The sequence below is a fragment of the Cobetia sp. QF-1 genome (assembly GCF_002213105.1).
Lineage (GTDB): Bacteria > Pseudomonadota > Gammaproteobacteria > Pseudomonadales > Halomonadaceae > Cobetia > Cobetia crustatorum.
On sequence record NZ_NBVS01000009.1, the window covers coordinates 1 to 26,146 of the forward strand.

The following is a 26,146-nucleotide window of genomic DNA, read 5'->3' on the forward strand; positions in this document are numbered from 1 at the left end:
TCGTATTGCGACGCGATATGAGAAGTTGGCCCGTAGCTTTTATGCGATGGTATGCGTAGCTTGCATACGCCGCTGTCTACGAGCCGACTTTTCGTACAGAACCTAGGTCGGTGGAGCGGTTTCACTCGCAACAGGACATCGCGCCGGATGATCTGGTTATACTTGGATCAGAGAGACCCGCGGGTTCAATGCAACTATAAGCGACTTGATTCCAGGCGCCAACAAGCTCTACTAGCGTCAAGCCCTATCGCCAGATAAATTCGATTCTTGCTACACAAGCACCCATTGTTTCGCTAGCCCAACATGTCGACAATTTCATGCTCAAGCTGCAGTCCAATTTGATGTATATTATTGCCATTGATTTGATGACATTTATTTTTACAGGACTATCATGCCAACAGAATCAGCCGCACCACAGCCTAAGGCGACTCCACCGCAGGGACTACCTTCCAAGCAGTCAGCTGAGTCACAAGTGCACCGCGCAATGGTCAAAGGCGACTTTCAGCGTGCCGAACGTCTCGCTCACCGCGCTATGCGTGAAGGAGACGCTTCTCCAAAGCTGAAACGGCAATGGATACAGGCAATTAATCAACAAGGCAAGCAGGCTACAGCTCTTACTCGCGCCCGCAAGGCGATTCAAGCACACCCGGAAGACCCAGCATTACATCAGCTATATATCCGCTTGGAAGCCAGTGCCGGCCGCCCCGGGTACGGACTAAAGCTGGCAAACCTGGCGCTGCGTAAATGGCCCAAGTCCACCGAGCTAAAGCTGCTGCGTCTCTCTCTGCTACAGGAGCTAGGGCGAACACGTGAAGCACTAAGTAGATTGCGACAACTGCGCCAACAGGAGTTCGACAATCCTAGCGTATTGATGGCTATCGCTCGTTTTTATCGTAGCTATGGTCGCCGGAGAGCGGCGTTAACAGTAATCAAGCATTTACTCATACTTCAGCCCGAAAATCATCATGCGCGTATGCTATGGATTAATCTAATCCAAGAAACCGCTCATCTAGATATTACTGAGCTACTTCCTACATTGTTGGTTGCCGTTCGAAACAATCCAAATTTTTCTTTTCGTGATGCTGCTGAGTTACTGCAGGTTTTAAAATTGACGACAGACCCTGCTTTCGCTTCAGCCTGTTGGGAAGCACTGGAATTGCTATACCCACTTACCAACAGGCTGCCCGAAAAGGATCAGCTAGCACTATTTATCCAGGCCGAACGTTGTAACCACAATCACGCTGCACACTGTGCCCTGAGCGCTATTCTTACTTCTGGGCCTAGAGTCCCCATGGTCGCTAGTACGCTCTTCAACAAGACAATGGGAACGTTAAGTGATAATCAGTCCAAACAATTAGCGCAGCGCCTGCTGAAGCACATTCCTCAATCACAGCATGCCACACTGCAAGCTCAATTTGCTCAGCAGGCCGAGGGCCCCCCAAGCTGCGCTAACTATTATTCTTGCAACCCCAAAGCCACAGCGCACTCTTTTCGAAGCTCGGCAGTTAGTAAATCTTCTTAGAAATGTCAGGCACTATCATCTGGGGCTTCGCTACCTGAGCTTTTGCCGTCGACGCTGGCCGCAAGATCTAAATTTCCCGCTACTTCACGCCAAGTTATTGATAGATAGTGGGCGTCTTAAAGAAGCACAGATAATTCTAAACGCACCATTACCCGTTACCCAACGCACTCAAGTCCTGCGTTTACGTATGCACATCTTGATTGAAACCGCAGGGCTCAAGGATATCAGGAGCAAGTTGGAGACAGTGCGCAACGAACTACATGACGATGCTCTGCTCGATCTTTATCTACGTGTATTAATCTTGCAAGAAGAAGAAAGCGCAGCCATCGCGGTAATTCAGGAGGCTCAACGACGCGGCCAGCACAAGAGCCTGGCCTCGAAACACCTGTCACTCACGATAATAGGCAATCTGATGACCGACCTCTCGCTGCTTCGCCGCGAACGCCGCACACTGCCACCGGGCAACCATGAGGCCGCTCTGGCCATGCGCTATATCAATGCCGCCAGCCCAGTGATTGAGCAGCACGTTCAACACAGGCCCACGCTTGAAGGTCCCTCACCTATACCACGCCGAATCTTTCAATACTGGGACACCCCCACCCCACCAGAGGCCGTAATGGAAATCATGACCAGCTGGCATGATATACCCGGCTTTGACTACCAACGTTTCAATAAGGCAGAAGCAAGTGCTTTTATGCACGACACCTTCGGCGCCGACTACGCACGAGCCTTTCGTCTAGCGAATAACGTGGCCGAGTCCTCAGACCTGTTGCGGCTGTGTTATCTACGCCGTTTCGGGGGTATCTATGTTGATGCAGACGACCGTCTCTCCGGCCAGCTTGAAACACTGCTACCCAGCGATGCTGATCTGGTTTGTTTTCGTGAGCCCTTCGATATTTTGGGCAACAACGTAATCGCCTGTGTACCCGATCACCCAGCTATTACCCTCGCTTCACAGCTCGCGGTAGAAGCGATACTAAATCGCGACAACGAAACCACCTGGAGCAAGACCGGGCCCGGTTTGCTTACTCGCGCCGTGGCCCACCACCTGCTTAACAGTGACCTAGGCACTTTAGGACATCGCGTCGCCATCCTGCCTACATACCTACTCCGCAGAGACATCCAAATCCACATCCCCTTGCGACATAAGAAAACCCGAGGCTACTGGAACGCTACCAACCCAACACGACAATTCGATATGGTACCCTACCTGCTTGCAAGCACTTAGCCTTAGAAAGCTTTGCGAGTTCAGGATACCGAGAAAAGTCATGCATTATCTTCCGCGTTGGCCATAACAAAGCTAAATCGTGTGATAACCTTGAGAGATCGTCGAGCCTTGAACAGCACCTTCAGCAGCTGACTAGGCTCGACCAAATTGGCTTGATAGGAAATACAGCTGAACACACGCTCATCCTTGCATCCTTCTACTAGCGTAAGATTATCCGGAATTTCACCTTCAAACTCGATAGTTAGACGATTACCGCTCGGACTAGTGACCACGACCTGACTTCCGTCAATAGTCAACGTCTTGTCCTTGGGGAAATGCCACTGCAGGGTGATGTTGCGCTGCTGTTCATCATCAGCCAAGAATGTATCTTCTACTCCCACCATTTTGTTCACGGCATCGAATGCTACTCTGCGCTCCTGCACTACCGGAGGCAGCACTTCCAGCCTCATGGTCAGCTGCGGAAAAGACGCTGCTTCAGAGTACTCGCTCACCTGCCAGGCACTCAGTCGATGCTCAAATTCCTGTGCGTAGCTGGTATGAGAAATGATCGGTACATTATGGCCAGGGCGAGTACGCATATACTTCCGTACCGGATCCGTATTGATATAATTGTAAAGGCCCGAATCGATCAGCCAGTCTTCCCCTCCAGCGTAAAGGCTAATGTGACCCTCATCCTGCTGATGGTGGTAGCGGCTAGAGCAACCTACCTTGGCGATAAGATGGAAAGCACTCTGATAGTGCTCACTGACGGGCCACTGGTCACGAAAAATAGCATAGCCAGACAGCGGATATACACGGTTCAGGACAGTGGGAACCACGCCCTGCTTACCTTGAGTCAGAGCATAAAGAAGATACTGGTATTCCTGAGTGTGTTCGAATCTCTCCCGATAAGCATCCGAGGTGGGTAGCTGTTCAGTATCACCGATGGGTGGCAATTTACCATCTGGGCGTAGGATATGAGTGATGAAACCCAGTGCTTTGGCTGAGAACTGGCTGAACTGCTCTGCCAGATCACCCAGCACGTCCTCCGGGTAATCCTTGATGATACCTAAGAATACCTTGAAGACGAAAATATGGTATGCGGGGCTATTTTCGACATGAACACCTTCATCGGTAAACGAAAATTTCAGCTCGCTAATGATGCGGCGAATGGCAATCTTCTGCCATTCGCGGGCCTGCTCACCCTTGAACACGATGCCGAGTAACAGCAGCACGCGCGCCTGCTCCAAGCCGTGGTTGGTATGCTCTGAATAAAAGCTGTCCTTCGCGAGCCACTGCCCATGCACTACTATCGCTTGCTTTAAATAAGCGAGAAATTCACTGTTCTTACGCGTCCATTCAGGAGCATTTTCTCGACAGTAGTAAGCGAAAAGTACCAACTGTTCGGCGCGCAGCGCCGTAGCATGATCGTGCCAGATAAATTCGAAGGGATAGCTAGTATCCGTTTCCTGATAGATTTCTAACCAAGACTGAACCGCCTCTTGAGCAAAACTCAATACAGCCTCATTCCCGCACTCGCGATGATAGGCCATTAGATAGGGGAGAAATGCCAACCAATTCAATCGCCACTGCCAGCTACGATTGTCGAGTGGGTCCTGTTCCCAGTTACTCCAGCCGCAAAACTCGACTGCCTTGAAAGGAGCCAGCTCGAGCTGCTGCGCAACAAACAATTTTTTTCCTAACTCTTTATTTTTTGAGTCATTTGTAAGCTTCTGGGTTTTTCTTATCACACAGTAACCGAGCTCAGCGGCTGAACCAAACTTAAACTCTAAATAATTCATATAAATATTTTCTCGTCAGGAAATATTAAAATCTACTTAACCAGAGACAAAATTATAGCTTAACCATTTGAAGTGCATTTTAGCATTTTATGTGGATATAGCTTTGCTTTGTATAACCATGCGGCCCACGTAAATGTGTACGATGCGCCATAGCCGCTTGTCAGAGCCTTCTAACTGCAGAGAGACAGCGAATATTGGTAACTCCTTGACCATCTGCATGGCACCCCCACTCAAATAATAACGTGAAGCCGCTGTTAGGGCAGACCCAGGGAAACCCGCTTGCTTGATGCCATATTCGGAGCAGGGGATACATGCGTGCAGTTGGCAGTGGAGTTGTTATAATACGAGGACTTTCTGAGAAGTCATAAGCTGGTCAAGTTTTGTCATAGTTCGCAGCAAGAGTAGAAACCACCTCAATCGACTACTATATAAAGCGAAAGGCGATAAGAAGGTACCGTATATCCAAGTGCTAATACTTTAGCGTTCAGAATGCCTGCAAGCTCACAAAAGAGTCAAAATCTGAGTACTATCCGGCCAATTCTTCAATCTTTATCGAGATCTCATATCTAAGACCAGTTCAGAGCTGAGCAAAGAGTCAGACATAATCATACTTAACCAAGACCTCATGTAGCCTTTCCCGAACATAGCTTCTTGCCCAGTCCCGCTCTTTTTTCTCGCCAACATATACATTTGTTATTGCCGCCTCACCTTTCGATATCGACTTCTCCACTTCTTCTTTCGATGTTAATCGCACCGCCTCTTTGATCTCATCGTATGTTGAATTTAAACCAAGAGAGTCGGCCAGTTTCCTCAAACTCTCAACTGGGAATTCAACAAAATCTTCATATCGTAGTTTTAAATTGTAATCAGTTGCATCGGTTAAGCTGTAGAAATTTTCTACATATTGACAATTTTTTTCTAGATACGCTTGCTGATCCATATTCGGCGCCACATCATTTTTATATTCATCTTTTCTAAATGAGCGAGACATGACGATATCAACAGGATTTCTCATAAGAAAAATAGCTAGCGATTTTTGGCTATACTTAGATAAACTGCTATGATCTGCTAGATGGGCTGAATTACTTAATGAAGCATATAGAGAATCCTCATACATACCTCCAGAATGTATCAAATATAGAACATCCAAAAGGGTATTGGCCTCATCTTTTGGCATAAGAGATAATTGCCTACTAATTTCATTCGGGATATAGACCTCTCCGGCATTATGAAATCCAGGCAATAGCCCAAGCATGGCTTCTACCCAATGAGAACCTGAACTTCCTGCATTCACTAAATATAAATGATTGCTACTAAAGCTTCTTCTTAACTCAGCTAGGTTTATGACATTTTGTATAAAAGCCTTTTTTGACTCTCCATTCAAGGCCTTACCTTTCCCTATGAAACTATCTAATTTTTTAACATTCCGCATATGACTTATTGGCCAAAATAGTTCTGGCTCAGTTAAGTACGTTTGTAGCAAATTTTTATTTTCCATACTAACACCTTGTAGACCAGCTATTTTCTACACCGGATTTAGAAAGGATCTGGTGTATGATTTCTATTTCTTGTTTCTTTCCTACTGAGCCATGCCCTGATTCTGGATGGTCGTATTCATAGAAGTGTACATCATAGTCAGGACGCTCATGTTCACACCAAGACTTAAAAGGAAGATAGTGATTTCTAAAATGAAATTTATCACTCTTATTCTGAAAGTAAATCAGTCTATAGTTTCCCAGCATCTCGCGTGCGTCAAATCTACCTAAGTGATCGTTAACACAGTCATCATGACTTTTATTTGGATATAATACAGGAATCATTTTAGGGAACGCAGAGTGTTTAAAGGCAATAGTTTGTATATTTCCAGCCCACACTGTGGACCCAGGAAGACGCTGTGCAATTTTTAATGCGGGAAGACCACCGGCAGAGGTTCCAAAAACAAGTATATTTTCATTCTTCACACCCTGCTTATTAAAAAATTTTTTTAATAAAGAAGATATATAATCTGCATGATAGCGAGCGGGCGTCCCGCAAAACCACGCATTAGTGAGACTTTCATTAACAAGAAGCCCTGGATCAAACAAAGAGATTACATTATAGTCAACTTCCTTAGAATAAGATGATCGTTGAAATACAGGCATTGGCCGATCACGAGAACATGCACCTGGAGTAAAAACTATCCACTTATCACTCCCTTTAAAATCCAAAAAAATTGGAAAAAAAACTTGGCGATATGATATAAAAAATTTATGGCTGCTAGAATGTGAAAGCGCATCCTTTATGTTATAAAAAAAATTCAATTTACCCCCCCATTACCATCGGTAGACAAACAATCTCTCCGTTCCGAACATATCCCAACAAATATCAGTACAGAATAAATGGAATAAAGAGCTCTAAGCTCAACTCTATTTTTGGGTGCAACCTCGTTACATAGCTTTTCTATATAACTAATGTTTAAAACACCTCCGAAATCATCTGGAAGGCTCTTGTTATTAATAAGTTCTATACATTTTTTCTTTACGCCGGAGTAGTTATTTACTTGCCACGGAGTAGCTTTAAGTTTTTTTGCAAGATACATTTCTTCATCTTTATATCCAGTGGGCCTACTGGGCTTGGTGACTCTACACATTTCTTGATATATGAATGACTTTGGTCTACTTAACGGAACCGTCTTCTTTCCTGCTTCGGAATACATTTCATAGACCGACTTTCCAAATTTATTTTCATTAAACTCAACCTTGAGAACTTTCTCTCCTATTTCTCTCATTAACTCGTAGCCCAAATAATTATCTTGCCTCTTACCGTCATCTAAACATAAGGCTGCCTTCACTGCGTTTACAGAATACAGAGGATCAAAGCGCGCTGTCTTCCTACTAAACAGTGTCGCTATATTTCCTACAAAATATCTATTTCTCTGTTCGACATACATCAGATCCAACGCTACTCCCAAAGGAAAACCTTCTTTTTGTTTTTCCTCTATATAATGTTTCGTCAGAATCTCAATATTCCTGTTTGCTTCTTGTGTCAGCGCTTGCTTTTCCCTCCAAAAACTTCCATTTTCAAATTCATTTGCTTTCTTACTATAGAAACTCCTGTAGCATTCGCCATATCCGCCACTTAAGATAAGAAAATCTTCATTTCTCTTATGGTTCTCATTGACTGGCGATGAACTCCTCATACCTGAAGAAAACTTTACGCCTAGAGCAATGCCTTCAAATACTTCTCCCCGATCACCTTGGAGTCCATTAAATTCTGTCAATGGCCAGCCTAGAAGACCTGCAATGCCATATGCTATTCGTTTGTCGTCCAGTGCCTCGGGTCCTGAGCAAAAAAAACTTGCTCTTCCTACAAGTTCTGCTTCGGCAACAGCAGCGGCCACAAGACGAGAATCAAAACCACCAGTCAGATGGCATATTATATTGCTAACAGCTGATTTCTTTATTGCTTTAATATTCTGTCTTATATCATTTAAAGCAAGGCGCTTATATTTTTCATAGTTGTCTTCATTTATATCCTCAGGCAGGATAGTAAAATACTCTTTTTCCTTGACCCCACTACATCCAAGCTCAATATAAACTCTAGGGCTTATGACAGAGATATTTTTATAGCTTGACACTCCGAAGCCACCATTCCCCATTTTAAGTAGCATAGCCATATAGAGGGGGTCAGGATTAACACTCTCGCCTCTATTCGAAATGTAATCGACTAACGCATCAAGGTCTGATGAATATGCAGTAATACTAGCACTGTCGTACTTGTAAAGTAGGCAAGCACCTAAGGGGTCAGGATATATTTTAAATTTCCCTTCCCTTACTATGTAAATACAGTAACTACCACTACAACGAAGATAATCATCCTCAAGGCTTAAATCCTCAATGCCCTCAACATTCTTCAGATCAATAGCGTTTTTTACAAAAACTCCAGAAACTACGCCGCAACCTTCAAAGAAACATAAGGAATCACTTACTTTTGCACCATCATCAGTAGAGAAAAAGTCTACTTTATTTGTCTTTTTATCATGAAAGAATATTGGTGCATACATTATTTAATCCTCGATATAAGCTCTTCAGCTATGATGGAAATAGAAAACTTAGATTTAGCCAAATATTGAATTTCCGATATATTACGTACACCACTCTTTATGCCCTCAGCTGCTGACTCAACACCTGAATACACCCATTCTTTCGGGTAGATCTCATCCGCTCCTTCCCAAGGCAAGATAATCGGCATGCAACCAACTGCCGCGCCATCAGCAATGGTGAAATGGAAGCTCTCGAAGTCGCTAGTAGAGAGCACAAAATCAATACCGGCATACCATTCCGGCATATCGTTACCTTGGGGGTCGAAAATCACTGCATCTTTCAGCAGTGGATCTTCTTTTAGACGACGGTACTGAGCTTCATACCACGCCATCTCTTCGGGGCGGTTGGCCATCCAGGGGTATTCTTCTGGACGCTTACCTTTTATACGCAGAGTATATCCATCCTCCTCTTTACGTAGCTCACGTAGGATATCCAGTGCTAAGTCGAATCGTTTACGCTGTGGAACGATACCCACAAATCCCAGCACCTTGCTATTTGTGGTCTTACGCGATACAGACTGCAAATTATTAATATCTACACCGTTATAAACTACAGTTCCATTATTTTTTAGCGCAGGATTATTGGCTATACCCTGCCGCAGGATATGCGGCCCCACAAACATCACTGTATCGAAGACCTCGAAGGGGATCTTGGGGAACAGAGCATGATCAATCTCCTGCAAGTGCAGCCTTCCCACCAGTTTTTGCTCTTCCCGCTTGTGCTTGCCATACCAAATGGCGTTGCCCAAGGTCCATTCGCAGAACACCGTATCGGCCTGTCGTACTAGGCGCTTGCTGGCAACCTCGTTGTGCTGGTTATGGCCAGTCCAGAAGTCAAGAAGCAGGCGAATGCCCGCTTGAGTAAAGTACGGATAAAATGGCTTGATGAACTTGAGATCATGGCCGGCGATGACCACAGTCTTCTTGGGTGGCACGTTGGGCGCTTGCTCATGAACCTTTAACGGCTTGCGCAGGGCCAGAGTAGGCTGCTGATCTGCCCAGCTGTTGAGGTCACTGAACAATAGACTTTGGTTAACACGTATCAGCTGAAGTCCGGAATCGAGAGGGTAGTCCTCCAGCGCCACGCCGGGCCACTCGCCTTCTGCCAATTCTGAGTTTCGACTAAATCCAATACGGGCCTGAGGCGCATAGCGCGTAGGCCAAGCAAGATCTTCCAGATCTTCAGGTTCCAGATTGGCCAATGAATCGCCATCAGCCAGTAGCCAGAGGCTATCAGACTCTGTGCTCTGTCCTTCTGGGCTCAAGCACGCAATGCCGGCGGCTTCCAGTTTAGTCTGGGTGTCGGGCTGCCACTCACTGGCTAGAACACGCACGGGACGTAACGTCTGGGCCAGCAAGCGATGGGAAGCGGCCTCGGTAATCTGCTCGGTAACAAGATTTATGGCCGGTGGCTGCGGAGCGCTAATGACCATGCCAGCGGTACGCAGCATCTGCGTCAAGCGCAACTCGGTGGTATGGGCACGCATAACGGCCCTCGCCCCTTTTAGTGCCACTCGCCAGCGGTAGGCGGGGTGATATAGCAGGTTCTCCAGGGCTTGGGCAGCGTCGCTCTCGGTCCGCACGATATGCCCGGCCTCCTCCAAGTAGCGGTTCATGCCCATAGCGGGGCCTGAGATCATCGGCGAGCCACAGGCCGCAGTCTCCACTACCCGGCGGGAGAACATGGTTGGAGAGTCCAGGACAGAGTTAACGTTGATCTGTACCGGATGGGCCTTGTAGGCCTGAATCATCTCTTCGTAAGTGAGACTACCCGCCACATAGCTCCCCAGGCCGCCCGGGTATTTGTAGGGCGATTCCGGGTCGGCGTGTTGGCGGTCGTAAATCGTGAGGCCCAGCGGTGCAGCAGCACTCATGATCTTGTCCATGTACTCGGTCCGCTCCGGGTAGCGCTTGCCGTAGTAGGTGCCGCCGTACGCCGCGGTAGCCTGCCATTCGCGAGTCGAAGGCAACAAGTTGTGAAGCTTAGGTGAGGCGTAGAAAGGAGCACTGCTGGCGGTCTGGCTGAGGGTACCCGGAGTAGCCAGATAGGGAATGATCCGTCGACTGTCAGTGGTGAAGACGTGATCGCACAGCGCCGCCGCCTTACGGAAGCGATCGAAGTGTACCGGATCTTCCTTGTTCCAGAACAGTGAGGGAATGCCCTGCTCACGGCAATGGCTCAGTAGCTCGCTCAGAGGAGCGAATTCTTCATCACTGTAGTAGCCCACCTTCTTGTGCCACTGCCAGTCATTACCTTTCCAAGCGGACTCCACAAACATGGCATCAATAGGCTGGTTGGCCAGCTCTTCCCGCCAGTTCTCCGGCGAGAGGGCCACTACCTTGACAGCACTAGCCAGGGTGTCAGTAGTGAATTGATCAGCGATCAAGCCTATAGTGATCTGCTCTAAGGGTTTAGGCTGCTCATGGGTATTAATAGCTTGTGTATACTGGGCTTCCCGCACTCGATGCAGCGCAGCGGCGTAGCAGCGAGTCACGTGGTTCCAGGTGCGCTCCTGCTCGATCCAGCTACGCGCGGCCTGGCCTAGGCGCTTGCACTCTTTTGGGCTGTCGATCAGCGATTGCAGGGCAGCACTCAGGGCATCTGCGCTGTCCTTCTTGAACAGGCGGCCTCGCTCGCCGTTGGGCCCCGCCATGGTAGTGTGCGGGGAGACATCCGATAGTACCAGAGCCTTTCCCATGGCCATGGCTTCCAGGGGCTTGAGGGCCGAGACCATTTCTGTCACCGCCGACGACAGGCGCGGGATGGGCAGGATATCCATGCAGGAAAGGTAGCGCGGCACCTCTTCAAATGGCACACGTCCAGTAAAGCGACACTCGCCTTCAATGCCTAGCGTCTTAGCCTTGGCTTTGACTGTATCGATGACCTTGCCGTCACCCACCAACACGAAAATAAAGGCTTGACCGTTTTGCTTGAGTTTGGCCATGGCTTCCATCAACAGCTCTAGCCCCTCGTAAGCTACAGCACTACCCGCATAGCCAATTACCGGCACGCCTGGTTGAAGCTTGAGTTCCTTGGCGATGGCGGCATCCGCGGCCATAGGCTTGAAGCGCTCAGCGTTAACCGCATTGGGTACTACTTGAATGCGTTTGCGGGGCACACCCCAGCCGACCAACTCGTCAGCAAGCTCTTCGGTGAGGGTAATTACAAGGTCTGCTTCCAGTGCTGCTTGCTGTTCCAGTTCTCGCATTAGATGGTAGCGCTCAGAACCAGCCCACTCTGGCTGGGTAGAGGCCTGAGTCACTTCCCACAGGCCACGCACCTCATAAACGAACGGCAGCCCCAGACGGCGCGCAGCCATCAGTGCGGGCAGTGCGGTGATATGGTTGGAGGCGGCGGCAATGATCTCGGCACCGCTGGTTTGGGCTTCTCGAACGTAGTGGTCAGCCGCCTCAGCTAGATAATAATCCAGTGGGGTCTTATTGAGGTTCCAGCCAGCGCAGGCGGCGTAGGTAATGCCTTCAACTTTCGCTTCGTGATACCCCTTATTTATTCCCTTTATTCCAGCATCCCAAGGAAAACCTGGGCGAGTAGTGGCCCGCACCTTGAAGCCAGCTTGTTGAAGGCCTACAGCCACGCCATGAGAACGGGTTGAATAGCCGTTAGTGGCATGGGGCACTGACTGATGCAGGCAGTAGAGCACATGTTGACGGCGGGTCATCAGCCCAGGGTTGGGCTGACGCGGTGGTAGCGGCCAGCCCCCTTTAAGCCGCGCCATACCAGCGACAAACGCCTGGAAGTCACGTTTGGGTTTGTCGAACTTCACGCCCCGCGCCTGCAGGCTTTCCAGCGCGCGCAAGGTATCGGTGAGCTTGCCTTCACGGTAGAACCATTGACTGGCGGTGGCGTAATCTACCTGACTGACATCGCACAGCTCAATCTGCTTAGGCTTTGCCGGACTGTCTGCCTGGGAAACAGCCTTGCTCCCCTCGCATTTTAGTGCCTGCACCATCGGTGCGGTATACGTCGAGAATAGCAGCTCCCCACTCTGCTCCGGCGCTGGCATCTTCAGTGAACTCTGAAGAGCTTGAGCCAAGCTTGTGGAATTATTGGTCTCGAAGCTCACCACGCTTTCGTATTTATCGGCATATTCCGCCAGAGGTGCTACATCAGACACCACTAATCGCTTGCCATAGGCCAGGGCCTCGGCAGCCTTCATGGGCGGTACGAGCTCACACACAGCCGCCTTTATACGCGGGATCACCACTACGTCCAATAGCGCGTAGTAGTCTGCCACCTGCTCATGAGGCACTCGTCCAACCTGAATCAGCCAAGGAGTTTTATCTTTTGCCGTGAATTGGACTATGTCGGTAGCTGGAGAGACGGTGATGGGCTGGTCGTCCCCTACCAGTAAAAGCTTGAGTTTTTCGCCGCCTTGCATCAGCTCGGTGCATGCTTCAAGCAGCACATCCAGTCCTTCATAGGCGCTGAGGCTACCTATATAACCTATAACCTTACTACCCGCCTCTATCCCGAGTTCATTTTTAATATTTGAATTAGCAGGCTTCAAAATGGGTAACTGACTAACACCATTAGGTACGATTGAAATTTTTGAGGGGTCTATATCGCGCCGTGCTAGCTCTGTCTGCATCGAGTGATTCAGGGTAAACACCTGCTCTGCCTTGCGTGCCACAAAGGCATCACGATCTGCTTCTTGCTTGAAAGCTGGTGTAGAGGCATATCCTGGCTCACGTGCCTCGCGTGACAGTTCCCAGAAACCACGAACTTCATTATAGAACGGTAGGCCTAGCCGCTTTGCCGCTATCCAGGCTGGAAGCCCTACAATATAGTTTGACGCAACCATAACTTTTTCAGGGCGGTAGACGCGAAATAGCTCAATGAAACGGCCTACACTAGCTTCAAGATGATCTCGTTCATTCTTCGGTGCCTTGCCATCAGGCCAATTGCTATGAATATAACGTATGCCATCAACAATGACTTCTGGGGGAATACGCGAATGTCCATCCAGTTCCTGTGGGCGACCAGGACGCACAAAACAGAGCACATCACATCCCTGCGCATTCAGTGCTTTTGCGATGCCCTGAGTCCGGATTGCATAGCCATTGCTGGCATAGCTTTGACCATGGCTGACAATGTATGCCACACGTCCCGATATTGGAAGTGCTAACGGAGTATCGTACTGTTCGGCAAGGCGATTCACATGGTGTAGAAGATCGTCCATTGATTCCTTCTTTACTATTCTTTAAATACAGTGAATAAATAAAGGCGCTCATTGAGCGCCTTTATTGTCTACACAAGCTACTGAGCTATCGAGCATCTCTCAAGCTAGTAAGCCCACGGCATCAATCACCACAGATTTTTCCTTCACCGATTCAGCCTTCTGAATAAACGACTTGTGCTTGACCAATACACAAATAATATCAGCTTGTGCCAAGGCTTCATCCAGGCTGGCGAGAGACACATTATCGGACTGAAGCCCCTTGGGCAGAGATTCGATATTGGGTTCCACCACTTGTACAATGCAGCCGAGCTCGGCCACTTTCTGGGTGATGCCCAGGGCTGGGCTTTCTCGCAGATCATCAATGTCGGGTTTGAAAGCAACACCTAAGCAAGCCACCGTGAGGTCACGACGTGTCGCCCCTGGCTGGGAGCGATGCAACTCCTCCAGTGCCTGACCGACTCGGTCAAGCACCCACTCTGGCTTGTGATCGTTCACCTCGCGCGCCGTGCGAATCAGACGAGCCTGGGCAGGGCACGCCGCCACGATGAACCAAGGGTCCACCGCGATACAGTGACCGCCGACACCTGCTCCCGGGGAGAGGATATTGACGCGCGGGTGCCGATTGGCCAGCGAGATGAGGTCCCAAATATTGATTTCCAACTCATGGGCAATTGTTGAAAGCTCATTGGCAAAGGCGATGTTCACATCACGGAAACTGTTTTCCGTCAGTTTCGCCATCTCGGCAGTACGTGCCGTGGTAGGCAGGCACTCACCTTCAACAATAATCTTGTACAAAGCGCAGGCGACTTCGGCACACTTGGGTGTCATACCCCCAATCACGCGATCATTCTCTACCAGTTCACGCACAACATGCCCTGGTAGCACACGTTCCGGACAATGGGCGATACGGATATCAGAGGCCTCCCCGTGCGTTTGCGGGAAGGTGAGGTCCGGGCGTGCTACCGCAAGCCAGGTAGCCATCTGCTCCGTGGTGCCTACTGGGCTTGTCGATTCCAGTACTACCAAGTTGCCAGGGACCAGTACCTTGGCGATCGCCTCACAGGCAGACTGGATATACCGCAGATCTGCCTTGTGATTCTGGCCATTCTCATCAGTATGGAATGGAGTCGGCACTGCCACCATAAATGCATCAGCAGGTTCTGGCTGGGTGGTGGCACGCAGGTAGCCTTCCTTGACTGCTGCATGCACCACCATATCGAGTTCCGGCTCAATGATATGTATCTTGCCCTGATTGATGATGTCGACCGCCCGCTGATCAATGTCCACCCCAATCATCTTCTTGCGACGTGAGGCAAACACTGCTGCTGTGGGAAGGCCGATGTAGCCTAGGCCAATCATTGAGATCGTATTGAATTCCATTACATTACCCTTACATGATGTCTGTTTGAGAAATTGAAAAATAAAAGAAAGAAAATAACTACAAGCCAGAAAATAGACTTCTGAGGCCTATATCCTTACATAGTGTTAACTGAAGTGGATGTTACTTCTTTCGCGACCAAAGCATCCAGTATGCGTTGACAAGCCTTGCCATCCCCATAGGGGTTGTGAGCGTAACTCATGGTGCGGTACAGCTCTGGCTGATCCAGCAGCTTTGTCAATTCCGAGGTAATCATATCCACGCTCGTCCCCACCAGCTTGACTGTCCCTGCTTGCACGGCCTCTGGACGCTCTGTTGTGTTGCGCATGACAAGCACTGGCTTGCCAAGGGACGGGGCCTCTTCTTGAATACCACCCGAATCCGTCAGGATAATATGCGCACGATTCATCAAATAGACAAACGGGAGATAATCTTGAGGCTCAATTAGGGTGATATTATCAACATCCGCCAGTAAGCGATTGACCGGTTCACGCACATTGGGGTTGAGGTGGACAGGATAGACAATCTGGACATCCGGATGCGCCTTTGCCGTTTCAGCCAAGGCTCTGCAGATATTTTCAAATCCATCGCCGAAGCTCTCACGGCGGTGGCCAGTAACTAGGACAAGTCGCTTATCATCCTCTAGGAAATCAAAACGCGCGCGCAACTCATCTCCCAACGGTCCTTCCTCAAGCTTGTTTACTACCTCAAACAATGCATCAATTACAGTATTACCGGTTACATGAATATTGGCTGAGTCAATATTTTCCTTGAGAAGGTTCTGGCGTGAAGTTTCCGTAGGTGCGAAATGCTTGGCTGCCAAAGCTCCTGTCAACTTCCGGTTCGCCTCTTCCGGCCAAGGTGAGTACAAGTTTCCTGTACGCAAGCCTGCTTCAACATGTCCTACCGGGATTTGTTGATAATAAGCAGCTAAGCTAGCGGCGAAGGTTGTAGCAGTATCCCCGTGTACTAATATCATATCAGGCTTATAATCTGACAAGACGGCCTTCAATCCTTGTAATATACCGCAGGTTATATCATTGAGGTCCTGCCCTGGCTTCATCAAGTTCAGATCATAGTCCGGTTGCAATTCAAACAGCCCTAATACCTGGTCTAGCATCTCACGGTGTTGAGCCGTCACACAGACTCTGGATTCGAAACGTTCGTCTTCTGCGAGTTGCAAGGCGAGCGGAGCCATCTTAATAGCCTCCGGACGCGTTCCAAATACTGTAAGAATTTTCACTAAAATTTCCCGATTGCGTAATTTAACGGTCTATTGAATTTTATTTACAATCTAGCGCTTCACTCTTCGTGAAATAGTATTCCAATAATGTTTGCGATTCCGATAACTGCTTTATTATATTAATATCTTCTGATATAGGTATATAACTATAAGAACCTTTTATTTTGTCATTCTGCATTGCACGATTGCACAGTATAATATTGGCATAAAAAAGATTTTCTCCGTAATATTTTCCTGCCTCTTTATAAAGTTCTACTGCCTCAGAGTATTTACCATCACGATACGCGACAGCCGCATCCTTTATAATACTCATAACTTGCCCTCCCCCAGCATACTAACTATATATTTTTAAAAGACTAATAGAATTAATGGTCGCGCTTAATTTTTTATAATACGACCCGCCCTTCATGAACTCCATATCGTATATAGTGGAGCAATGGATTGACACCCTTATCTACCACATCTGTATATTGTGTAAGATATAAAGCCGTATCAAATCCGGAGGAAGGGTTTCGGCCTTCACACGCGCCACTTACTAAATAATGAATAACGGGATTCGCTTTAGAATCAGCGACATCTGGATATTGAGCTAGATACCAGGCTTGGTCAAATAACTCAGAATTTATTATTTCCTCACTTTCTGCTGCAAAATCAAGCGATGATGGGTTATTCGAAGAAAAGCGTTTTTCTTGATTTAGAGTAAAGAGCTTCAATACTAATTGGCGCTCTTTCTCAATTTTTTCTTCTGTGAAGCTTTTCAAGTATTTTTTGTACTCTAATAATTTTTTACGATGATCCTGATTAGCGATACTAATCTTTAGTAATCGTTTATGCAATAGATTATAATTAGCATTTAAATTGGCGCATTTTTCTTTTAACGTATTTTTTTCAGAGATTGCTTCACCTAGTACCATTTGAACCTCTAACAATTGACTAATTATTAGCGAATTCTCGTTAGCGACACTATCTCCATTAGTCAAAAATAAAGCTTTATCTAAATCTGACCTCAATGCCAGCAGCTGATTATCAAGAGTAGATTTTTCTGATAGCAAACTCTGGCATTGCTCTTGTATTTTATTATTTTCAAGATCGTCATCTACAGGCTTTTTGTATATTGACTGTGCAGCATCCTGACTAGAAAAACCTTTTATAAGCTCACTCATGAATAACTACCTCAATACCTTAAGCTATTTAATAGTCCAAAAATTAGACTAATCACGATGATCTTTAATCACCAGCAACATCATGGAAAGTATGAATCCTATGAATATTACAACTAATGAAAAGATAGTCAAATTATATAGACGCGCTGGTTTTTCTGAATATTCAGGAAGTATCGGGCTTTGCAAAACACTGACTTGCTTAAGCTTACGAGCCGCTTCTATCCTAGTGTTTTCCAGTGCAGCGAGTGCATTAGAATAGGTCTGCTTAGCAAAATCAGCGCGCAGTTGTAGTGTTTCATACTGGCTAGAAATACTATTTAGGGCATTGCCTGATTGCCGTGCCAAGCGCTCCTTCTCAAGACCAATCTGCTTTTTAATGGCGTTGATTTCACTTTCAACGCGCACCATCTCGCTGGAACGCTGGCTTTGATAGCTTGCTAAGGCACTCTTTCGTGCCTTATAAGTCGCCAGCTGAGCTTCCAATGAAGACACAACAGTATTTAAGCTTTCTACTGTCTGAGTTGGGGACACAAGACCATTCTCGTTCTGATAATTCAGCAAATCCTGACGAGATTGCTCGAAATTATCTTCCAGCAGAGATACCTGTTTGTCGAGGAAGATTAGCTGGTCTTCCGCGAGACGCTGCCCCATTTCATTCATGTGCCGTTCGCCTTCCACAAGTAGCAGTTTAGCGAATTTCTGCGCAAACTCCGGTGTCCAAGCCTGCACCTCTATATTCAAGACGCCGGCGTAATCATCCATCTCCACCGTGACTCGTTTCAAATAGTAGTAATGAAGTTCCTCGATCGGAGCATCGGCGTCTCCCAAGCGGGCAAAGGTATCGCCATGCTGGCTATAGTGAGATCGAAAATCGAGTTTCTCCTGTACCTTCTTGAGCATATCCACGCTCATCAAATATTCGCGCAGCAGGAGAAGGTCACTATCGGTCTGGCTACCCGAAAGCAGCGAGCCAAAGCTGACTTCACTGGAAGCGCTAACCTGCGGACTTTCCAGCACGACTGTAGCTTTAGAGACATAGCGGTCATCCGCCCATACCAACCAGTAGAAACCGACGAGCACAATGGATAGTAGGACAATAGCCCATTGTGGATAGCGTTTGATAAATGATGTCATGCGTATTCCCGTTGAAGGCGCTCACCGAGTTCACCGGTGGCAATGAAGTGAAGTCGATGATGGGAGTAATTTGAAGAGTGCGCTTGAGGGCGACGAAGGCTGTACCGAGAGTATCGCTCAGGAAAAAAATCACTCGCTGATGATATTCCCCGGCGTACGAGAAGCACTGACCTCTCGAGATTCGATTTCCTCCCGCACTTCACGCAGTGCTTGCCGTGCGGTTCGGAGGGCATTGCCGTAGGGCTTCTTTTCACGCGGAGGCAGAGTTTCTGTGGCTTCTCGTGCAAGCTTGGCTTCCTCCATGACAGCACGTCGTTCCTTGTGCAATGTCTTCAGTGCCTGCAGAGTCATCTTGTCAAGTTGAGGACCGTCACTATCGGCGTGATAAGCTGCAATCGCGTCGTTAATGTCGTCGTACCAGAGCGCACCACCATCTTTCAGGTAGATTCCAGCCTGGCACAGCTCTTTGAGAATACTTTCGCCATGCGACACCATGATGAGACTTGCCCCGCCCACCTTGTCCTTGAAAGCTTTGGAGGCCTTGGCTTTGAAGGCTCTATCACCGACTGACGTGGCCTCATCAGAGAGATATACATCGAAATCAAATGCAAGTGACAGCCCAAAGTTGAGACGTGAGCGCATGCCGGAGGAATAGGTACGGATCGGTTCGTCGAAGGCGGGACCAATTTCGGCAAAGTCCTGCACGCGCTCTATGATGCTATTAATGTCGTATTCCGTACCATGCATGCGGGCGACAAACTTAACGTTCTGACGCCCCGTCATGCTGCTCTGTAGACCTGCGGCCAAGCCAATTGGCCATGACACCTTGGAATGCCGAATCACTCTCCCTTTCTGCGGCGTATCCATCCCAGCAATGAGCCGCAGCAGTGTCGACTTTCCGGCACCGTTAGCCCCGATCAGTCCGACACTGATACCGGTCGGTATGGTCAGGTTGATATTCTTGAGTACCCACTGATCATCACTTTTACTGTAATGCGAGTGGTAATAACGCTTAGAGAGATTGTGGATTTCAATCATTGGCTTTTCAGACGCTCCTTGAATCTTACATGCATGAGCGTCCCCAATGCCAAGGTACTTAGGGTCCACGCCGAGAAGTAGGTCATATCAGTCCCATGCACCACTACATACCCGTCGAAGAATCCATGCCGTATATATTCCAAGCCATGTACGATGGGATTCAACATTAAATATTCTAGCAGGTAATGCGGCAGCCGATTGAGTGGCATGATGACACCAGACAAGATCAACAGTGGCATGCTGAGCATACGAATGATCTTGCTAACCTCGGGTACCAGTGTGCCTATTACTGACGTCACCAGACCCAGCCCTAGCCCGAATAGCCACAACGACAACCATCCTGCTATGGCTTGAAAGCCATTGTCAGGTGTGAAGTCGGTACCTACCATCAAGCCGCCCACCATGAACAACAAAAAGATGACGGTGCGGATCAGTCCGTCCAGTACATTACGTACCAGTACGCCATCGATAGGATGTACTTGGCGATAGGCAAATAGTGCCTTGTTGGCGTTGACGGCGCCCAAGCCCTGCATCATTCCTTCACGGATCAGGAAGAATCCCATCATCCCGACCAGCATCCATGGAATGAAGGGAGCATTGACGATCAGGCTATCACCTCGAATGAAGCTACGAATACCTATCATAATGAGTAGTAGAGCAGCCGGTTCTGCAATCATCCAGAACCAGCCCATACGGTCAGTCATAGTCCGACTGATAGCTTCGCGCATGAACATGGCAAACCAGACACTGCGCGTGACGGCCCAGGCAGAACGGGCCTTAGGCCCGCTCTGTCCATTCGTCGTGTCAGATTCTCGATCAGATGAGCTGCCTGATGAGTTCGCGGCGTTATGATTCATGATTACAGATCTAGGGCGATTTTGGTGGCGACTGCAACTTGATACAGAATCTGCGTGATACTACCCGCCAGCTGTAGATTGTTGGTTGGGGGGGCTGGGAGAACGAGTATTTCATCTCCCGAGCGAAGATTGACATCTTCGGCGTTACGTACCGCACCGTTCTGACGCACTACCAGGATCTGTTCATCATCAGCATGTTGCGTGAACCCGCCCGCATTCTTGATGTATTCCAACACGCTCAGGCCGGGTGTGTAGACCGCAGCCTGTGGAACAACGACTTCCCCACTGATCAGCAAGGAATCGCTGACTTCCGGTAAAGTCACGATATCACCGTCCTGCAATCTCACGTCTGCGATTTCTCCATCATTCCGCGCTACCACCAATCTACCTGTTGGCTCGGTCTCACGCGCCTTTTCCACGAACTGCTGAATGAGACTGGCTTCTTGCTCACGCGACGATGCTTCATTGTTGGTCGAAGTCGGTGTGCCTAGGTATGTCATTTCCAGGCGCCTTAAGCTCTCTTCCAACGATTTAGCTTGCTGCTCTTTCACACTTTCACGACGAATGGAAACACTCTGATAATCTGTCAGCCCCTTAGGTACACCAACAGCATTGAGCAATTCACCAAGATGCGCATCGCGGGGCAAGGCATAACGTGAAGGACCGTAAAAGCTGCCCTCCAGCTGCACGACGATGGTTTCATCCCGCTGGTCTGCGCTATAGAGAACTTCATCTCCGGCACGCACTTCTGCATCGCGGAATTCTGCAATCGGCAGATAACGCGAAATTGGGCCATCTGTACGTGAGCCACGCAGCAAGACATGGGACACACCTGTCTTCAGACGGGCCAGCTTATTGACATCTTGCCCATTCAAGCGTGTTGAGGTGAGCTCATAACGATAGTCACGCTCGACATCGCCGACGACACTAATGGCTGGGCCGCGTTCTTCCACTACGACGGTATCGCCATCGCGGAATTGCGGACGGGGGATCTCACCGTCGATCAGGAAGTCATAGAGATCGACATTGCTGATGATACGACCGTTACGCTTGATTTTGATGGAGCGATAGCTCCCCAACGCTTGATCAATACCACCGGCTTGGTCCAGAAAGTACAGCATGGAATCATTCGGCGTACCGGCATAACGGCCCGGGTTCTTCACATAACCGGTCACAAAGATACCCACCGGCTGGACACCTTGAAGGTTGGTGTAGACACTGACGTTTTCGGGGTATACCTCTTGAATGGCGCCTCGTACCTTGCCATCCAATTGGGCATTCGAAATGCCCTGTACTTTCATCGGGCCAATGCCAGGCAAGAATACGTTGCCCTGGGCGTCCACCGACAAGACAGATTCGATTTCTATCCCACCCCAGACGCGCAGCGTGATCTGGTCACCTGGTTTGATGGTGTAGTCGCTATTGAGACCATCGGCGATCATGCCACGGAAACCGCCAGTAAACAGGTTCTCACCAAAGGGTGGCAGAGAATCCGGGTCCGTCTTTGATTCGGAGGTGATAGGTCCGTATGTTCCACTACGCCAGTCAGCCCGTGCCGAATCTTCTATCTTTTCGGTTTTCTCAGGGATGCTGGCAGCTTGCTCGCCAGTAGTTAGAAATGAACTACTGTCTAATCCAACGGCCATTGCGGGGCTGGCATTCAGGCACGCTACCGCCACCAGGCACCCGGCCCGGAGCAAGAATCTGGAAATTGTCATTGGGCTAGGCCCCTCGTAATACGGTATTGGTCAGGCGGCTCGGTCATGAATGGCGTTGCCTGACACCTGTGTCTTTCAAATCTGGTCTTTCAGCACTGTCTAAAAAACTGTCGATCAAATCTGTCTTTCAGCACTGTTTAGAAAAGCTGTCGATCAACGTGTGCTTGTTCAGAGCAGTATCACACTGAAGCGCTCTGGAGAGGCTGAGCCTCAGCGAGCATCTTCCAGCAAGCCTGTCACCAGACGCTGCGTGACCCAGGTGCCTTGCTCGGCCTTTCCGGTATCGCTAGTACGACATGCCAGTTCATTACTCGGCAGATCGCGGTCATTGGAAATGGTCAGATGACGGCACGTCATGCCGCTGGCCGCGAAGTAACGCTCACCGGCGACCACTTCGACATTGCTTCCCCAAGGGCTGCTGACGACCGGCATGACACCGCCGATGGAGGCCGTATCCAGGAAAGCGGAGATATCTGCAGACAACGGTGCAGCGCCACTGAGACTGGAGAGATTATCGCTGCCGTTACCCGTCGACATCGGATAGCTGGTCGCGCAACCGGAGACAATAATCGCAAGGCCTGCTGTTGCCGCGAAGCGCGCGACACCCGGCAAGCACTGCTTGAATTGATATTGAGTCATATGAGAGTCCTGAAACTGCAAACGCCCCCACCTTGCGGCGAGGGCTAATCGACGTGAATGAATCAGCCGATGACGTTGTAATGCTTAAGCTGGCTGACCAGCTTAAGCGCGGTCTGCTCGAGCGTCAGTTCGCCGGTATTGATCTCGATTTCCGGACTCTCTGGCGCTTCATACGGAGAGCTGATGCCAGTGAAGTCACTGATCTCACCGGCACGTGCCTTGCGATACAGGCCTTTCGGATCACGCTCTTCGCACACGCTGATCGGCGTGTTGACGAAGACTTCGATGAACTCGTCAGAGCCCACCATGTCGCGCACGGTCTGGCGGTCTGCCTGGAACGGCGAGATGAAGCTGACTAGCGTGATCATGCCGGCATCGACCATCAGCTTGGAGACTTCGCCGACACGACGAATGTTCTCGGCGCGATCGTCTTCGCTGAAGCCAAGGTCACCACACAGGCCGTGACGCACGTTGTCGCCATCCAGCAGATAGGTATTATAACCCATGGCAAACAGCTGGCGCTCCAGCGCGTTGGCCGCGGTGGACTTGCCCGCACCGGACAGGCCGGTGAACCAGATGATGCACGGCTTCTGCTTGTTGCGCTCAGCGCGACGCTGCTTGGTGACCGCCATGTCATGCCACACAATGTTGCTGGCACTAAGGGTATCCTTGACCATACCCGCACCGATGGTGATGTTGGACAGGCGGTCAATAAACACGAAGCTGCCGGTATGCGGTGAACGCTGGTAGCTGTCCATCGCCAGCGGTTGGGTCAGCTCGACCTGTACGCGAGCGATGCCATTCAGCGGAACATTCTCGGCTTCGTTGCGCGCCATGGTGTTGACGTCAGTCTGGTGGATGATACGACCCACGCGTCCGATGACACTGGAAGTGCCGAGTTTGATCTCGTATTCCTTGCCGACCAACAGCGGATTCTCGTGCATCCACACCACATCCGCGGTAAAGGCGGTGCAAGGCTCGAGATCGGAATCAATCGCCACGATCATGTCGCCACGCGAGATGTCGATCTCGTCCGTTAGTGTCAGCGTGACGGCCTGGCCCGGCCACGCGACATCAAGATCGCCATCGAAGGTGACGATACGTTCGACAGTCGAGATCTTACCGGACGGCAATACCTTGATCTGCTGGCCTGGCGTCACAGTGCCAGCGGCCAGCGTGCCGCAATAACCACGGAAGTTCAGGTTCGGACGATTGACGTACTGCACCGGGAAGCGCAAGTCAGTCAGATTGCTGTCTTCAGTGACATCCACCGTTTCGAGAATGTCCATCAGCGGGAGTGCTTCGTAGCCCGCATCGGCGTACCACGGTGTCTTCTCGCTGATGGAGACAACGTTATCGCCTTCGAGTGCGGACAGCGGCACGAAACGAATATCCGGGACTTCCAGGTCTTTAGCGAACTCCTTGTAGTCAGCCACGATCTCATCGAAGCGTTCCTGGGAGTAATCGACGATGTCCATTTTGTTGACGGCGACGATCAGGTGCTTGATGCCCAGCAGCGAGCAGATGTAGCTGTGACGGCGCGTCTGAGTCTGCACGCCGTAACGGGCATCGATCAGAATGATCGCCAGACTTGCGGTAGAAGCACCCGTCGCCATGTTACGGGTGTACTGCTCGTGCCCCGGGGTATCGGCGATGATGAACTTGCGCTTGTCGGTGGAGAAGTAGCGGTAGGCGACATCGATGGTGATGCCCTGCTCACGCTCGGACTGCAGACCATCGACCAGCAGCGCCAGGTCGATCTTGCCCGTGGTACCGCTTTTCTTGGAATCACGGGTTATGGCCGCCAGCTGATCTTCATAGATCATCTTGGAGTCATGCAGCAGACGTCCGATCAGGGTCGACTTGCCGTCATCCACGCTACCGCAGGTGATGAACCGCAGCAGATCTTTCTGCTCGTGTTCTTTGAGATATGCTTCGATGTTTTCCGCGATCATCGTCGACTGGTGTGACACTGTACTTCTCCCTGAGCGAGATCTGTCCGGCGCGAGCGTAACAAGACGCTTCCAGCGGTGGACATCCCTCGCCCTGTCAATGTTGTAGATACTTGCTTGCCTGAGGACGCGCCATCGCTATTGCGGGCGTGCGAATAGGAATCAGAAACGGTTTCAGAACCGTTCCTAGAAATACCCTTCGCGCTTCTTCTTCTCCATCGAGCCGGCCTGATCGTGATCAATCGCACGACCGGAGCGCTCGCTGGTGCGCGTCAGCAGCATTTCCTGGATGATTTCCGGCAGCGTCGCGGCAGTGGATTCCACGGCGCCGGTCAGCGGATAACAGCCCAAGGTGCGGAAACGCACAGACTTCATTTCCGGTACTTCGCCTTCGGCCAGTGGCAGGCGGTCATCATCAACCATGATATCGAGACCATCGCGCTTCACGACTGGGCGCACGGCAGAGTAGTACAGCGGCACGATCTTGATGGATTCAAGATAGATGTACTGCCAGATATCCAGCTCGGTCCAGTTGGAGAGCGGGAACACACGAATCGACTCACCCTTGTTGATCTTGGAGTTGTAGATGTTCCAAAGCTCCGGACGCTGATTCTTCGGATCCCAGCGGTGATACTGGTCACGAAAGGAGTAGACGCGTTCTTTGGCACGCGAGGCTTCTTCGTCACGACGCGCACCACCGAAGGCGGCATCGAAGCCGTACTTGTCGAGCGCCTGCTTGAGACCGGCGGTCTTCATGATATCGGTGTACTTGGCACTGCCGTGGTCGAACGGATTGATGCCCGCCGCCACGCCTTCTTGATTGATGTGCTCGATCAACTCCATGCCGACTTCCGCGGCCATCTCATCGCGGAACTTGATCATTTCCTGGAACTTCCAGGTGGTGTTGACGTGCATCAGCGGGAACGGCGGAACACCCGGCGCGAAAGCCTTGCGTGCCAGGTGCAGCATCACCGCAGAGTCCTTGCCGATGGAATACAGCATGACCGGATTGGAGAACTCGGCCGCCACTTCACGAATGATGTGGATGGACTCGGCCTCGAGTTGCTTGAGGTGGGTCTGACGTTCCGGTGTGATGCCGAGCTTTTCGGCCGTCGATGAGGCTGTCATTGCAAGTTCCTTGAGATCACTCAGTTATCTGAAAGGCATGAAATCACGTACCACGGGCGGTAACGCCAACACGGTTCACGAGA

The 26,146-nt window shown here is 49.7% G+C and carries 18 protein-coding genes and 1 pseudogene; 3 read left to right on the forward strand and 16 right to left on the reverse strand.

Going from position 1 to position 26,146, the window contains the following annotated elements:
• From CFN46_RS17475 to CFN46_RS14445, 3 genes and pseudogenes are all read left to right on the forward strand, one after another.
• Positions 1-106 (forward strand): annotated as a pseudogene (locus CFN46_RS17475) (IS5/IS1182 family transposase); the annotation flags it as partial.
• Positions 107-484: 378 nt separating this feature from the next.
• Positions 485-1,522 (forward strand): hypothetical protein, encoded by a 1,038-nt coding sequence (locus CFN46_RS17585; protein ID WP_176426490.1) that lies wholly within the window; start codon positions 485-487, stop codon positions 1,520-1,522.
• A 244-nt stretch (positions 1,523-1,766) separates the two neighbouring features.
• Entirely contained in the window at positions 1,767-2,750 is a 984-nt protein-coding gene (locus CFN46_RS14445) for a glycosyltransferase family 32 protein (RefSeq protein ID WP_176426491.1), read from the forward strand.
• A gap of 38 nt (positions 2,751-2,788) precedes the next feature.
• Here CFN46_RS14445 and CFN46_RS14450 read toward each other — a convergent pair whose 3' ends face one another.
• From CFN46_RS14450 to cysD, 16 genes are all read right to left on the reverse strand, one after another.
• The gene (locus CFN46_RS14450) at positions 2,789-4,531 is read right to left on the reverse strand and encodes a heparinase II/III family protein (RefSeq protein WP_088743892.1); all 1,743 of its coding nucleotides are present in this window, start codon (positions 4,529-4,531) and stop codon (positions 2,789-2,791) included.
• A 595-nt stretch (positions 4,532-5,126) separates the two neighbouring features.
• On the reverse strand, positions 5,127-6,029 hold the full coding sequence (locus CFN46_RS14455) for a sulfotransferase domain-containing protein (protein ID WP_088743893.1): 903 nt from the start codon (positions 6,027-6,029) through the stop codon (positions 5,127-5,129).
• A 1-nt stretch (position 6,030) separates the two neighbouring features.
• Complete coding sequence (locus CFN46_RS17480; protein ID WP_141103665.1) at positions 6,031-6,672, reverse strand: hypothetical protein; 642 nt, start codon at positions 6,670-6,672, stop codon at positions 6,031-6,033.
• A 155-nt stretch (positions 6,673-6,827) separates the two neighbouring features.
• On the reverse strand, positions 6,828-8,573 hold the full coding sequence (locus tag CFN46_RS14460; protein WP_088743894.1) for a hypothetical protein: 1,746 nt from the start codon (positions 8,571-8,573) through the stop codon (positions 6,828-6,830).
• Complete coding sequence (locus CFN46_RS14465) at positions 8,573-13,813, reverse strand: glycosyltransferase (RefSeq protein ID WP_088743895.1); 5,241 nt, start codon at positions 13,811-13,813, stop codon at positions 8,573-8,575. The genes CFN46_RS14460 and CFN46_RS14465 overlap by 1 nt, the downstream gene beginning before the upstream one ends.
• 99 nt (positions 13,814-13,912) lie before the next feature.
• A complete protein-coding gene (gene wecC / locus CFN46_RS14470; protein ID WP_088743896.1) occupies positions 13,913-15,193 on the reverse strand; it encodes a UDP-N-acetyl-D-mannosamine dehydrogenase in 1,281 nt (426 codons plus the stop codon).
• 95 nt (positions 15,194-15,288) lie between these two features.
• Positions 15,289-16,434, reverse strand: coding sequence for a non-hydrolyzing UDP-N-acetylglucosamine 2-epimerase (gene wecB / locus CFN46_RS14475; protein ID WP_217897832.1), 1,146 nt, complete (start codon positions 16,432-16,434; stop codon positions 15,289-15,291).
• Between the two features lie 40 nt (positions 16,435-16,474).
• On the reverse strand, positions 16,475-16,747 hold the full coding sequence (locus tag CFN46_RS14480; protein ID WP_088743898.1) for a hypothetical protein: 273 nt from the start codon (positions 16,745-16,747) through the stop codon (positions 16,475-16,477).
• 73 nt (positions 16,748-16,820) lie between these two features.
• A complete protein-coding gene (locus CFN46_RS14485; protein ID WP_088743899.1) occupies positions 16,821-17,597 on the reverse strand; it encodes a hypothetical protein in 777 nt (258 codons plus the stop codon).
• A gap of 48 nt (positions 17,598-17,645) precedes the next feature.
• Entirely contained in the window at positions 17,646-18,731 is a 1,086-nt protein-coding gene (locus CFN46_RS14490) for a chain-length determining protein (RefSeq protein WP_088743900.1), read from the reverse strand.
• 129 nt (positions 18,732-18,860) lie between these two features.
• Complete coding sequence (locus CFN46_RS14495) at positions 18,861-19,838, reverse strand: ABC transporter ATP-binding protein (protein ID WP_254918502.1); 978 nt, start codon at positions 19,836-19,838, stop codon at positions 18,861-18,863.
• Positions 19,766-20,626: an ABC transporter permease gene (locus CFN46_RS14500; protein WP_088743902.1), complete on the reverse strand. Its 861-nt coding sequence runs from the start codon at positions 20,624-20,626 to the stop codon at positions 19,766-19,768. The genes CFN46_RS14495 and CFN46_RS14500 overlap by 73 nt, the downstream gene beginning before the upstream one ends.
• A 2-nt stretch (positions 20,627-20,628) precedes the next feature.
• Complete coding sequence (locus tag CFN46_RS14505; RefSeq protein WP_088743903.1) at positions 20,629-22,344, reverse strand: polysaccharide biosynthesis/export family protein; 1,716 nt, start codon at positions 22,342-22,344, stop codon at positions 20,629-20,631.
• Between the two features lie 210 nt (positions 22,345-22,554).
• Entirely contained in the window at positions 22,555-22,983 is a 429-nt protein-coding gene (locus CFN46_RS14510) for a DVU3141 family protein (protein WP_088743904.1), read from the reverse strand.
• A gap of 62 nt (positions 22,984-23,045) precedes the next feature.
• Positions 23,046-24,956, reverse strand: a complete 1,911-nt coding sequence (cysN, locus tag CFN46_RS14515) for a sulfate adenylyltransferase subunit CysN (protein ID WP_088743905.1) — start codon at positions 24,954-24,956, stop codon at positions 23,046-23,048.
• 165 nt (positions 24,957-25,121) lie between these two features.
• Complete coding sequence (cysD, locus tag CFN46_RS14520) at positions 25,122-26,063, reverse strand: sulfate adenylyltransferase subunit CysD (RefSeq protein ID WP_088743906.1); 942 nt, start codon at positions 26,061-26,063, stop codon at positions 25,122-25,124.
• Positions 26,064-26,146: the final 83 nt, after the last annotated feature.

What these genes read in the sequence shown, in the direction of transcription:
- CFN46_RS14505 (WP_088743903.1), bottom strand. Translation starts at nt 22,344, where the DNA reads ATGACAATTTCCAGATTCTTGCTCCGGGCCGGGTGCCTGGTGGCGGTA.
- cysD (WP_088743906.1), bottom strand. Translation starts at nt 26,063, where the DNA reads ATGACAGCCTCATCGACGGCCGAAAAGCTCGGCATCACACCGGAACGT.
- CFN46_RS14480 (WP_088743898.1), bottom strand. Translation starts at nt 16,747, where the DNA reads ATGAGTATTATAAAGGATGCGGCTGTCGCGTATCGTGATGGTAAATAC.
- CFN46_RS14455 (WP_088743893.1), bottom strand. Translation starts at nt 6,029, where the DNA reads ATGGAAAATAAAAATTTGCTACAAACGTACTTAACTGAGCCAGAACTA.
- CFN46_RS14450 (WP_088743892.1), bottom strand. Translation starts at nt 4,531, where the DNA reads ATGAATTATTTAGAGTTTAAGTTTGGTTCAGCCGCTGAGCTCGGTTAC.
- CFN46_RS14490 (WP_088743900.1), bottom strand. Translation starts at nt 18,731, where the DNA reads ATGACATCATTTATCAAACGCTATCCACAATGGGCTATTGTCCTACTA.
- CFN46_RS14460 (WP_088743894.1), bottom strand. Translation starts at nt 8,573, where the DNA reads ATGTATGCACCAATATTCTTTCATGATAAAAAGACAAATAAAGTAGAC.
- CFN46_RS17480 (WP_141103665.1), bottom strand. Translation starts at nt 6,672, where the DNA reads ATGCCTGTATTTCAACGATCATCTTATTCTAAGGAAGTTGACTATAAT.
- wecC (WP_088743896.1), bottom strand. Translation starts at nt 15,193, where the DNA reads ATGGAATTCAATACGATCTCAATGATTGGCCTAGGCTACATCGGCCTT.
- CFN46_RS14500 (WP_088743902.1), bottom strand. Translation starts at nt 20,626, where the DNA reads ATGAATCATAACGCCGCGAACTCATCAGGCAGCTCATCTGATCGAGAA.
- CFN46_RS14485 (WP_088743899.1), bottom strand. Translation starts at nt 17,597, where the DNA reads ATGAGTGAGCTTATAAAAGGTTTTTCTAGTCAGGATGCTGCACAGTCA.
- CFN46_RS17585 (WP_176426490.1), top strand. Translation starts at nt 485, where the DNA reads ATGGTCAAAGGCGACTTTCAGCGTGCCGAACGTCTCGCTCACCGCGCT.
- CFN46_RS14510 (WP_088743904.1), bottom strand. Translation starts at nt 22,983, where the DNA reads ATGACTCAATATCAATTCAAGCAGTGCTTGCCGGGTGTCGCGCGCTTC.
- CFN46_RS14465 (WP_088743895.1), bottom strand. Translation starts at nt 13,813, where the DNA reads ATGGACGATCTTCTACACCATGTGAATCGCCTTGCCGAACAGTACGAT.